Raw genomic sequence first — 12,304 nt, 5'->3', positions numbered from 1 at the left:
CTGTGGATTTATCAAATTAATGGGTAGAAGTTTAGAAAACATCCGACAAACTGGTGTTGATAGAGTTACTTATGATAGTTTTCATATTACGGTTGATGTTAAAGAAATAGTGATTTAATGCAGTGACTATGTTTATAGAAGCAGCTTATGTTATAAAAGTGATTGATGATGGAAGCGTAACAATAACAATCAATGCTGCTTCTGATTAAAATAAGTGGAGGTTTAGAATGAGCTTAGCGAAAAATATAATTGAAGCGATGAAATTTATTGAAGCGAATGATGTAAAATTCATTCGTCTTCAGTTTTGCGATCTCTTTGGACAAAATCGGAACATTGCCATTACGCCGATGCAGATGGAACGGGCATTAGCCAGCGGGATTCCTTTTGATGCGTCCTTAGTGGTTGGTTTTCCCGAATCCCGGCAAACAGACCTGGTTTTATGCCCGGACATCACGACCATTCAGCTCTTGCCTTGGCGTCCCCAGCAAGGCAAGGTCGCCAGAATTCTCTGCGATATTCGCTATCCCAATGGCGAAATTTTTACTGCTGACAGCCGCTATATCCTAAAGCAAACGCTCAAGCGGGCAGAGGCTTTGGGGTATCAGTTTAATACCAGTGCTGATTGTGAATTTTATCTTTTTAAGCAAGATGAAAACGGCGATCCGACCACTATTCCGACTGATCAGGCTGGATATTTTGACCTGGCGCCCTATGATCGCGGGGAAAATACCCGTCGCGAAATTTGCCTGACCCTCGAGGACATGGGCTTTGAAATAGAAAGTTCCCGTCATGAAGCCGGCCGCGGACAACATGAAATTGACTTTAAATATGACGATGCCCTTTCCTCGGCCGATAAGATCATGACCTTTAAAACGGTGGTAAAAACGGTCGCCCAAAGAAACGGGGTGCATGCGTCATTTTTACCCAAACCGCTGGTTGATGAACCGGGCAGTGGCATGCACATTCACGTTTCCTTATCCAAAGATGGCCATGATATTTTTGAAAACAATGGTGGCCTGCTCGGAGCAGAGGCCGGACACTTTATCGCTGGGGTATTGGCCCATGTTAAAGGGATGACGGCAATCGCCAATCCCCTGGTCAACAGTTACAAACGCTTAACCGGTGGTAAGGAAGCCCCCCGCCACATCGGCTGGGGCTTTGGTAACCGCAGCTCGCTGATCCGGATTCCGATGGAATCCGATGAGTATTATCGCTTTGAACTGCGCGGACCAGATCCTACCTGCAATCCCTACCTGACCTTTGCCCTGATTCTGGCCGCTGGCCTTGAAGGGATTGAGCAGCAGATGGTCTTAATGGACGAATTAAAACTCGGCGAAGAGGAGATCAGCAAAGACCCGGTGGCAGCCGATACCATCCAAGAACTGCCGATTACCTTAATCGATGCCTTGACTGAAATGGCGGCAGACCCGCTGATAAAATCGGTACTGGGAGAAGAGCTGACCGAAAAATTCATCGAGCTGAAAACGGCCGAGTGGATGGACTATATCAAAACCGTTCATCCCTGGGAAATCGATCGCTACCTCTTAACTTATTAACAGCATAATATTTAAATGAATCATATTTAAATGGATCATATTTAAATGGATCATATTTAAATGGATCATATATTAAATGCATCATATTCTACGGCAGGAGGTGAAGGGGATGAGCAGCGTATTATTGGTATGTAAACAAGATGACGTCATCCGTGGTCTGGCGGATATTTTACGGCCGATGAATTTCCAACTGATTGACTCGGCCAATTCAGCAGCCGAAGGCCGGCGGAGACTTCAGGAAATTGAATATGATCTGGTGATCGTGAACACCCCTTTAGGCGATGAATTCGGAGTCGATTTTGCCGTTGATATTCTGGAAAAATATATGGTTGGGGTGATCCTGATCGTCAAAAGCGAACTGGTCGATCATGTTGAAGAAAAACTGATCGATACAGCAGCTTTTGTAGTGCCGAAACCGCTGAACCGGCAATTACTGGTTCAAAACGTCCGCTTTGTCTGTCAGTCGCGGGAAAAAATCCAAAGGCTGCAAAGTCAGAACCAGGCCTTGAAAGCAAAAATTGACGACCTCGGGATTGTCTATCGGGGAAAACTCTTCCTGATGGGGCATTTGAATATGACCGAAGATCAGGCCCATCGCTATATTCAAAAGAAGGCCATGGATATGCGAACATCGCCCCGCAAGGTGGCCGAACAGATAATCAAAACCTACGATAAAAAGTAAGATGAAGAACCATATTAATTAAGAAATCTTAAGTTGTCTAATAATAATTGAAAATTTCATATTAGTTATGATATACTTATGTAAACAAATGAGTTGTCAATGAGATTGGCGGTTTATCTGAATCCTGTTTGGAGGAATATCAGTGACAAAAGGACAAATTGAAGCGAAAATAAGCGAGGCAATTAGTAAGTTTGAAATTGAACAAATGGGAAGAGGACCAGACAAAATCAGAACCATTATTTTTCAGGATTTGATTATTGTCAGGCTGACTGGTTTTTTAAGTACCTCAGAAAAAAGCCTGGCTCAAAACAAAGAGGGCGTTGAACTGATAAAAAAAGTCCGAACGGCCTTGTTTGAAAATGCCCAGGAATTACTGATTGAAACGATAAAATCGGTGATCGATGTCGAAATTATCAGTACCTATTCCGATGTTAGTACCAAAACCGGCGAAAAAATAATAGCAATTGTTGCTGATCGTGATATTGAAGAAGATTTAAAAAACGACGCTAAGTAATTGTATTATAATGATTGTAGTATAATGATTGAATGATAAGACTAAGTTAAAAAATCAAGTTAAATAATGAGTGTTGGAAGATAGCTTGAAGGGTTAGAAACCAGTCAAAAAATAAGCCAACAGCAAAACTTTTATAAAAGTTTTGCTGTTGGCTTTTTGTTTAAAATCGGGAGGTTAAAGTGATAGATAGAAAAATAATAAAGCGCTTAGATTCGCCATCAACCATTGGGGTTATCGGTGGCGGACAATTAGGCAGGATGTTGGTGCTAGAAGCCAAGCGATTGGGCTTAAATGTGATTGTGCTAGATCCCAAACCAAATTCGCCGGCTGGTCAAGTTGCCGATTTTCAAATGGTTGCGGAATTTGATGATTTAACCGCACTTAAGGTACTGGCGCTAAAAACCGATGTATTGACCTATGAATTTGAACATATTGATGTGGGGTTGTTAGAAATCCTTGAACAAGAGGGCAACGCCATCTATCCCGGCGCAAAAACACTGGCTATGATTCAAAATAAATACCGACAAAAATCACGCTTGCGAAATATCGGCATTGACGTTCCGGATTTTCATCTAATTGAAAACCTCGACCAGCTGGTTGCGGCCTTTGACCAGTTAGATCAAAAGATGGTCTTAAAAACCTGCACCGGTGGTTACGATGGCAAGGGCAGTCGCGTCATTACCGAGCGCTCTGAACTAGAGCAAGCATTTCTAGAGTTTGGCAGCTATGGTGTGATGGCAGAGGAATTGATTGATTACGACAAGGAAGTTTCGATCATTTTTGCCATCAATCCCGATGGGATGAAGTTTTATCCGGTCGCCGAAAATATCCATCATCAGGGGATTCTGATCAATTCCTTTGTGCCGGCAAATATCTCCACTGAAGTTGAGCAGCGCATCCAGACAATCGCCGCCAAGATTGCCCAAGAAATAGATGATTATGGGGTTTTCTGCATCGAATTTTTTATTGATAGGAGTGCCAATATTTTTGTCAATGAAATTGCCCCGCGACCACATAATTCAGGTCATTATTCAATTGAAGGGTGCATTACCTCACAATTTGAACAGCTGGCGCGAATCATAACCGGGATGCCGCTGGGATCGACCGAGCTGAGATTACCCTGTGCGATGTTTAACATCTTAGGCAGTGACGCGACAACCGGCAAATACCAGATCAGCGGGATTGATCGATTGATGGCGCTGACCGATTGCCACTTGCATTTATATGGCAAGCCGGAAACCGGAGAATTCAGAAAAATCGGCCACCTAACAGCAATGGCTGATTCGGTGGCAGCAGCAAATATCAAAGCGAAAGAGGCCTTGAGCCTCATCAAAATAAATAGTTTAAGGAGTGCCTGAGATGATCAAAATTCCCAGTAGCATGGCGACCCAACACCCTGATAACGCCAACCGGTATATTACCATCCAACAAGAACCCGACGAAGCCATTCAAGGACTGACCAGTCAGGATCAGGGTGGATTAGGAATTGAAGAAATAATGATTGATTTTGAAGGTAAATTGACACCCTATCATCAAACCTCACAAATAGCCTTAGGTTTAATTGGTCAAGGGATCATCCCTGGCCAAACAGTGGCGATAACCCCGAGAATTCCCAACGCCAAAAAAGAGCCGATCTTTAGACAACTGATGAGTATTATGTCGCTGGTCGAGACCAACGTGCTCGCCTATCAGCAAACATCGGTACAGGCGATCACAGAAACGGTGGTGCCAATGGTTGAAACAGGGATTGAATTGATCCATTTACAAGAACGGATTAACTCGGTCATCGAACTGGGAAACAAAAATTACGATATACAATTTCCGCTCAATAGCATTAGAATCATACCGCTGATTGAAAGTGTCCCTGCCCTTGTCAATGTCGATGAGATTTTGGATGACTATTATCAAAATTCGATCAGTAACGGGAATCGCTTTGATCATTTAAGAATCATGTTTGCCAAGTCCGATTCGGCGATGTCGTATGGCATGATGGCATCGGTGCTGGCGGTATTGATTGGCATTGATAAATCGCTGAAATGGGGGCAATTAAACAAGGTCGAGATTTCACCAATTTTGGGATGCGGTGCCCTGCCCTTCAGAGGTCACTTCACCGCAGAAAATTTAGAACGGATCTATGAGACCTATGCCGGGGTCAAAACCTTCACCATCCAATCAGGACTACGCTATGACCATGGCGAAGAAAAGACAAAAGCGGTTGTCAACAGTCTTAAAAACAATTGCGAAAAACGGAAACATCGAAAATTTTCACTAGCAGATATTGAAGTGATGAAAGAGTGCATTGGGATCTTCACCAAGTATTATATCGACACCTTTGTAAAAACGATCAATATCGTCGGCCAGCTCGCAAAGTATATGCCTAAAAATAGGGATCGGCTGGCAAGTAAAAAAGCAGGGTTGGAATACATCAGAGAAATTGCCAATATGCAGGATATCGCCGATCTGGTGGCAGATCGGGATTTAAAAAATGAACTTTTGCAGATCAATACAAATGTCAAATGCACGGTGCCAAGAGCGATTTCTTTTACGTCGGCGATGTATACACTCGGTCTGCCGCCGGAGTTTGTCGGTATGGGCAGGGGCTTGCAAGAAGTTCAGGGTAAATATGGTGCGGATGGGATTAACAGACTGATCGATTTTTATCCCCAGCTGCGAGCAGATCTCGCCTTCGCGGCCCAATATGTCGATGTTGAGATATCCAAAGGAATCATTGATGAAAGTGCCCGGTTAGCTTATCAGAGTGACTATAAGCTGGCCTGTGAAATATTGGAGATAGAAAAGCTTGTTAATGATGAAAATGCCCTATATCATATGCTAATGCATTCGATCAAACCGATTATTGTCCACTTAATCGGCAAAGAAGAAACCGGTAAGGAACAGGAAGAAGAAAAAATCCTCAATGATTGGATCATAAAAATGGCGACAATCAGAGGTAGCCTGGGCTAACGCCGAGAGCTCATAAGAGCCCATCAACAATAAACGGGTCAGCAATGAATGGGAATGAAAGGAAATAGTGAAGATGATAGATAAAAATAAGCCTACAGCAGCGCCAATGGTGGCGATTATTATGGGCAGTAAATCAGATCTAAGGGTCATGAGTCAGGCGGCTCTGATCCTGGAAAAATGCCAGGTGCCCTATGAAATAAAGGTCGTTTCAGCCCATCGCACACCCGACCGAATGGTTGACTACGCCAAAAATGCCCAACCACGAAAGCTCGAGGTGATTATCGCCGGAGCCGGCGGTGCAGCCCATTTGCCGGGGATGGTTTCCGCCTTGACGATGCTGCCGGTCATTGGGGTGCCGGTAAAATTAGCGGAATTGGATGGGTTGGACTCGCTGCTGTCGATTGTCCAAATGCCCAAGGGGGTGCCGGTCGCAACGGTGGGAATTAATAACGCCAGGAATGCCGGAATTTTAGCAGCCCGGATATTGGGAATAAAATACCCGGAGATTAGAGCGAGATTGGAAAGCTATTTGAGTAGTGAAAATAAAAAGGTTGCTTATGATCTGGCCGAGGATTTACAAGAATATTTAGAAGCAGCAGAAAAAAACTAGAATAATAAGGCATCCAATGCAGCAAGAAGGCCGATCAGATTGCGCTTATTGGTGGTGTCAAGGCTGAGCAAGAATTAACACAGATTGTGGCAAAAAAGCTTCCGCGAATCATGAAAACAATATCATCGAAATTTAAAAAAAAAGATAGATCAATTCTTGTGACTTTATGTTATAATACTATGGGTAAAAATGATCCAAAAGTGTAAAAATTAAAAGAGAATTTGAGTCATAGTATAGATAAGAAATACAGTTGTTCTGATTGTGTTTTCTGATCTGAGGTTGATGGAAGGAATGAGAATAGATGTCGATTTCTGTATTAGTTGGCGCCCAATGGGGCGATGAAGGCAAAGGCAAAATGGTGGATTATTTCGCCAAACAGTCTGATTTAATTGTTCGGTTTCAAGGGGGCGACAACGCAGGTCATACTGTTATTAATGATTATGGTATTTTCAAACTTCATTTAATTCCCTGTGGTGTTTTCAACAAAGATTGTCAATGTTTAATCGGAACCGGCATGGTTGTTAATCCGGATGTTTTACTTGAAGAAATGCAACAGATCATTGAAGCAAAGTTAAGCCTGGCAGGACTTAAAATATCGGCTAAAGCTCATATTCTCATGCCCTATCATCAAAAACTGGATGAACTGATGGAAGCCAGCGGCGGCATTGGTACAACCAAGCGGGGAATTGGTCAAGCCTATGCCTATAAAGCGATGCGAAAAAGCTTGCGCTTTGAAGATTTACTAAATCTTGACAATGTCAAAAAGAAACTGGAAATTATTGTGCCAGTGGTTAATGACCAAATGGCTTCCTATAAGATCGAACCCTATACCGTGGAGGCTTTGTTTGCAAAATGTCAGGCCTGGGCAAAAACCTTTAGCCATATGATCGTTAATCCGGTTGGCTATTTACACGATATGATTGAAGCCGATAAAAAGATTCTTTTTGAGGGTCAACTGGGAGCGATGAAAGACATTGATCTGGGGATTTTTCCCTATGTTACCTCATCCAACCCGATTGCTGCCTATGCCGCCGTCAGCGGTGGCTTTCCGGCCAAAAAAATCGATACCGTGATTGGGGTGGCCAAAGCTTTTTCTAGTGCCGTCGGTGCTGGCCCCTTTCCGACCGAAGAGTTTGGTGGCACGATTGATATCCTCCGTGGTACCGGCGAAAAACCGGATGATGAGTTTGGCGCCCGCACCGGCCGGTCTCGTCGATTGGGCTGGATTGATATTCCGGTGCTGAAATATACCCATGCGATTAACGGATATGATGAACTGGCCTTATGTAAAATTGATAAACTCGATGACCTGCCAGAAATTAAAATCTGTATCGATTATAAATTAGATGGAGAACTGCTAAAAAGTTTTCCAAGCACCGAAGATTTAGGTCGGGTTGAACCAGTTTATATCACCCTTCCCGGTTGGCTAAGTGAAACCAGAGGAATTCGTCGACTGGAAGATTTACCAGAGAATGCCAAAAAATACATTAAAACAATTGAAGACTTGGTTGGAACGACCATCGCCTATGTTGGCGTTGGCCCGAACCGAGAGGACTTAGCAATTCGATAAATGTGCTAATTTGAAATACCTGGTTGCCTGCAATCAGGTATTTTTTGAAAATATTTAAAATGGAGGTAAACAATGTCTTATTACAAGCGAGATAAGCGAGCCTGGTTGGTGCTGTCAGATGGCAGTGTTTTTGAGGGCTATAATTTTGGGTGCGAAGGCACCACCATCGGCGAAATCGTCTTTACCACCGGGATGACCGGTTACCAGGAGGTGCTCACAGATCCCTCTTATTATGGACAGATTGTCCTGCAAACCTACCCCTTAATTGGAAACTATGGGATTAATGCTGACGATATGGAGTCAGAACGAAGCTGGATCAACGGTTATATCACCAAAGAATGGTGTGAAGAACCGTCAAATTTCAGAAATACCCACAATATCAATGAGTTTATGATTGAGCAGGATAAGATCGGGATCTGGGATGTCGATACCCGCGCCATTACCCGGGTAATTCGTGAACACGGCACCATGAACGGTGCCATTACCACCGAAGACATTGCCACCACCAAAGCCGCCCTGATGGAAAAAATCCGCGACTTTAAGGTGGTTAATCCGGTGCAGACGGTTAGCCGCAAAAACAAGGGCTGGTATTACAGCCAGGTTAACCGCGCCAACCATGTCGCGCTAATTGATTATGGCTACAAACATAACATCCTGCGGATGTTGCTGCGCTTAGGCTGCAATGTCACGGTGATGCCGGCCAACACCACCATTGAGGAAATCCGGATGCTTAATCCCGATGGCATCATGCTGTCCAATGGACCCGGAGATCCGGCTGAAAATATAGAAATCATTGAAAATCTCAAAGATTTTGTCAACTATGGCAAACCCATTTTTGGCATCTGTCTGGGACATCAGTTGCTGGCTTTAGCTATGGGCGGCGAAACGTTTAAACTGAAATACGGCCACCGGGGTATGAATCAGCCGGTTAAAGATGTCACCAGAGATCGGGTCTTTATCACCAGCCAGAACCATGGTTATGCGGTGGTGCCGGAGAGTATTCCGGCCGAAGTGGGAAACGTGACGCATTTTAATTTAAACGACGGCACCTGCGAAGGGGTGCAGTATCCGGACATCCACGCCTTTACGGTGCAGTTCCATCCCGAAGCCAGTGCCGGACCCAACGATACCGGCTATTTATTTGAACAGTTCACTGATCTTATGGAAAGGGGGCAACAAGGATGCCTTTAAGAAGCGATATTAAACGAGTCCTGGTGATTGGCTCCGGCCCGATTGTTATTGGACAGGCGGCGGAATTTGACTATGCCGGTACTCAGGCCTGTAAGGCCTTAAAAAACTATGGTCTGGAAGTTATTCTGATTAACTCCAACCCGGCGACGATCATGACGGATAAGGCCATGGCGGATAAAATATATATTGAGCCCTTAACCCTGGAAGTCATCAGACGAATTATCCTGCTGGAAAAACCGGATAGTATACTCTCCACCCTGGGCGGTCAAACCGGCCTGACCTTGTCGATGCAATTGGCCAAGGAAGGATTTTTGGATGCCCATGATGTCAAGCTGCTGGGCGCCAATCTGGAAACCATCGAAAAAGCGGAAGACCGTCAGGCCTTTAAAGATATGATGCGCGAAATCGGCGAACCCTGTATTCCCTCCGAAGTGGTACTTACCATTGAAGATGCGGTTCGCTTTGCGGCTACTATCGGTTATCCGGTGATTGTCCGACCAGCATTTACCTTAGGCGGCACCGGTGGCGGGATTGCGGCAAACCAGCAGGAGCTGGAAGAAATCGCCACCCACGGCATTCGGCTGTCACCAATTAGTCAGATTCTGGTCGAAAAAGGGATTGCCGGCTGGAAAGAAATTGAATTTGAAGTGATGCGAGATGCCAAAGGGAATGTCATCACCGTCTGTAGTATGGAAAACTTTGACCCGGTGGGAATTCACACCGGGGACTCGATTGTAGTGGCACCCTGCCAAACCCTCAGTGATAAAGAATACCAGATGCTTCGGACCTCCGCCCTTAAAATTATTTCCGCACTGAAGGTTGAAGGCGGCTGTAATTGTCAGTTTGCCCTCAATCCGGAAAACTTCAACTATGCGGTGATTGAGGTTAACCCCCGGGTTTCCCGTTCGTCAGCTCTGGCGTCAAAAGCGACCGGCTATCCGATTGCCAAGGTGGCCAGTCAGATCGCGATAGGTTTTTCACTCGATGAAATTATTAATGAAGTAACAGGGACGACCACAGCTTGCTTTGAACCGGCTCTGGATTACATTGTGGTTAAATTCCCCCGGTGGCCCTTTGATAAATTTGTTTATGCCAAACGCACCCTCGGTACTCAGATGAAGGCCACTGGTGAAATTATGTCGATCGGTTCCAGCTTTGAACATGCGATGATGAAGGCCATTCGTTCGATTGAGTTGGGGATGGAAACATTAACCGTTGAAAAATTGGTGGAAGCGAGTGATGAAGACATCATGAAAATGCTTGCGGATTCGGATGATGAACGTTCTTTTGTCGTTTATGAAGCGATTAAGCGGGGCGTTGCTCTGGATACGATCTTTGCGATCACCAAAATTGACAAATGGTTTTTAGATAAACTGCGCCATCTGGCGGTGATGGAAAAAGATCTGACGACCCTGGGTTTAACCGAAGAACGGGTGCGAGTAGCCCGGGAAATCGGCTTTTTAGATAAAACCATCGAGGAATTATCGGGCGAGAAAATCAACGAAGATCCTAAAACCTATGCTTCGTTTAAAATGGTTGATACCTGTGCCGGCGAATTTGCGGCGCAGACGCCCTATTTTTACTCGACCCGGGATAAAGAAAATGAAGCGGCTTTATTTATTGCCGAACATCCCTCGGGTAAGGAACGGGTTTTAGTACTTGGTTCCGGCCCGATTCGGATCGGCCAGGGGATCGAGTTTGACTATTGTTCGGTGCATTGTGCCTGGGCGCTGCGGGAAAAAGGCTATGAAGCGATTTTCATTAACAACAACCCGGAAACCGTCTCGACCGACTATGATACCTCAGACCGACTCTATTTTGAACCCTTGACCAAAGAAGATGTCCGCTCGGTAGTCGAAACTGAAAAACCAATCGGTGCGATTGTTCAGTTTGGCGGCCAGACTGCCATCAAACTGACCCGTTATTTAGAAGAGATGGGCGTCCCGGTACTGGGTACCTCACCAGCGAATATTGATGCCGCCGAAGACCGTGAAGTCTTTGACCAGCTACTGGAATCCTGCCAGATCCGCCGCCCTCAAGGCGAAACCGTTTATACCACCGCAGAAGCGGTCGAAGTGGCTGAACGCTTAGGCTTTCCAGTCCTGCTTAGGCCTTCTTATGTACTGGGTGGGCAGAACATGATCATCGCCTACGAGAGTGAAGACGTGGTAGAATATATGGATATTATCACCACCATCGCCCTGGAAAACCCTGTCCTGATTGATAAATACCTGATGGGCAAAGAAGTCGAAGTCGATGCCATCAGCGATGGTGAAAACTACCTGATCCCGGGAATCATGGAGCATATCGAACGGGCTGGGGTTCATTCTGGTGATTCGATTTCGGTCTATCCGCCGCAAACGCTTGATCAGCGGACCCGCGATACCATCATCGACTACACCGGCCGCTTGGTCAAGGCGCTGGATATTGTCGGGATGGTCAATATTCAATATGTTATTTATGAAGAGGAAGTCTACGTCATTGAAGTGAACCCCCGTTCATCGCGAACGGTGCCCTATATTTCTAAGGTGACCGATATTCCGATGGTCAACATTGCCACTAAAATGATGCTCGGCGATAAGCTGGCTGACCTGGGTTATGCCCCGGGGCTCCACCCCGAAGGCGACTACGTAGCCGTTAAGGTGCCAGTCTTTAGCTTCTCTAAGCTGCAGGATGTCGATACCCAGTTAGGACCAGAAATGAAATCGACCGGCGAAGTTTTAGGTGTTGCCAAAACCTTTGCCGATGCCCTCTATAAAGGTCTGGTCGCGTCCGGCCGCAGCATGGAACGGTCTGGCGGAGTCCTGCTGACCGTTAAAGATCGCGATAAAGAAGCGATTGTCGAAATCGGTCGCCAATTCCACGAAATGGGTTTTGTTATCTACGGCACCGTGGGAACGGCCCTGATTCTCAACGAAAACAATATCCCCACCAAGGTGGTTCGTCGATTGGCGGAAAGCAAGCCAAACATCGGTGATCTGATTGAAAGCGGCAAGCTGAACTACGTGATTTCCACCTCAAGCAAGGGTCGAATGCCCCATCATGATGATGTTCGGATGCGACGAAAATGTGTGGAAACCTCGATTGCTCTGCTGACTTCTTTAGATACCGCCCAGGCGCTGCTGGATTGCTTAAAATCCAATCGTACCATGGCCGAAATCGAGTTGGTTGATATCAAAGAAATCCGATAGATTTAGCAGTCTTTTAACATAAGAAC

Annotated in this window: 9 protein-coding genes; all 9 read left to right on the top strand. The window is 45.4% G+C overall.

From position 1 onward, the window contains the following. The first annotated feature begins 227 nt into the window (after positions 1 to 227). The 9 genes from U2P91_RS04975 (at position 228) to carB (ending at position 12,278) form a co-directional block, all read left to right on the top strand. Positions 228 to 1,556, top strand: a complete 1,329-nt coding sequence (locus tag U2P91_RS04975; protein WP_111888381.1) for a glutamine synthetase family protein — start codon at positions 228 to 230, stop codon at positions 1,554 to 1,556. A 109-nt stretch (positions 1,557 to 1,665) separates the two neighbouring features. Beyond that, positions 1,666 to 2,238 (top strand): ANTAR domain-containing response regulator, encoded by a 573-nt coding sequence (locus U2P91_RS04970; protein ID WP_111888380.1) that lies wholly within the window; start codon positions 1,666 to 1,668, stop codon positions 2,236 to 2,238. 142 nt (positions 2,239 to 2,380) lie between these two features. Then, complete coding sequence (locus U2P91_RS04965; RefSeq protein WP_111888379.1) at positions 2,381 to 2,752, top strand: DUF2294 domain-containing protein; 372 nt, start codon at positions 2,381 to 2,383, stop codon at positions 2,750 to 2,752. A 179-nt stretch (positions 2,753 to 2,931) separates the two neighbouring features. Beyond that, positions 2,932 to 4,110, top strand: coding sequence for a 5-(carboxyamino)imidazole ribonucleotide synthase (locus tag U2P91_RS04960; protein ID WP_242988484.1), 1,179 nt, complete (start codon positions 2,932 to 2,934; stop codon positions 4,108 to 4,110). A gap of 4 nt (positions 4,111 to 4,114) precedes the next feature. Continuing rightward, positions 4,115 to 5,716 (top strand): phosphoenolpyruvate carboxylase, encoded by a 1,602-nt coding sequence (gene ppcA, locus U2P91_RS04955; protein WP_204355517.1) that lies wholly within the window; start codon positions 4,115 to 4,117, stop codon positions 5,714 to 5,716. Between the two features lie 73 nt (positions 5,717 to 5,789). After that, the gene (gene purE, locus U2P91_RS04950) at positions 5,790 to 6,326 is read left to right on the top strand and encodes a 5-(carboxyamino)imidazole ribonucleotide mutase (protein ID WP_111888377.1); all 537 of its coding nucleotides are present in this window, start codon (positions 5,790 to 5,792) and stop codon (positions 6,324 to 6,326) included. A gap of 301 nt (positions 6,327 to 6,627) precedes the next feature. Continuing rightward, positions 6,628 to 7,896 carry an adenylosuccinate synthase gene (locus U2P91_RS04945; protein WP_111888376.1) on the top strand — a complete coding sequence of 423 codons (1,269 nt, stop codon included), beginning with the start codon at positions 6,628 to 6,630 and terminating at the stop codon, positions 7,894 to 7,896. A 72-nt stretch (positions 7,897 to 7,968) separates the two neighbouring features. Then, the gene (gene carA, locus U2P91_RS04940; protein ID WP_111888375.1) at positions 7,969 to 9,087 is read left to right on the top strand and encodes a glutamine-hydrolyzing carbamoyl-phosphate synthase small subunit; all 1,119 of its coding nucleotides are present in this window, start codon (positions 7,969 to 7,971) and stop codon (positions 9,085 to 9,087) included. After that, positions 9,078 to 12,278 (top strand): carbamoyl-phosphate synthase large subunit, encoded by a 3,201-nt coding sequence (gene carB / locus U2P91_RS04935; RefSeq protein ID WP_111888374.1) that lies wholly within the window; start codon positions 9,078 to 9,080, stop codon positions 12,276 to 12,278. The genes carA and carB overlap by 10 nt, the downstream gene beginning before the upstream one ends. The last annotated feature ends 26 nt before the right edge of the window (positions 12,279 to 12,304 follow it).

The sequence above is a fragment of the Acetobacterium sp. K1/6 genome (assembly GCF_034438075.1).
GTDB classification, from domain to species: Bacteria; Bacillota; Clostridia; order Eubacteriales; family Eubacteriaceae; genus Acetobacterium; species Acetobacterium carbinolicum.
Note: the sequence above shows the minus strand (reverse complement) of the source record. Positions and strands in the feature narration are given on the sequence as shown.

Coding starts and splice junctions, on each gene's coding strand:
- purE (WP_111888377.1), top strand. CDS start 5,790: ATGATAGATAAAAATAAGCCTACAGCAGCGCCAATGGTGGCGATTATT.
- carA (WP_111888375.1), top strand. CDS start 7,969: ATGTCTTATTACAAGCGAGATAAGCGAGCCTGGTTGGTGCTGTCAGAT.
- U2P91_RS04945 (WP_111888376.1), top strand. CDS start 6,628: ATGTCGATTTCTGTATTAGTTGGCGCCCAATGGGGCGATGAAGGCAAA.
- carB (WP_111888374.1), top strand. CDS start 9,078: ATGCCTTTAAGAAGCGATATTAAACGAGTCCTGGTGATTGGCTCCGGC.
- U2P91_RS04975 (WP_111888381.1), top strand. CDS start 228: ATGAGCTTAGCGAAAAATATAATTGAAGCGATGAAATTTATTGAAGCG.
- U2P91_RS04970 (WP_111888380.1), top strand. CDS start 1,666: ATGAGCAGCGTATTATTGGTATGTAAACAAGATGACGTCATCCGTGGT.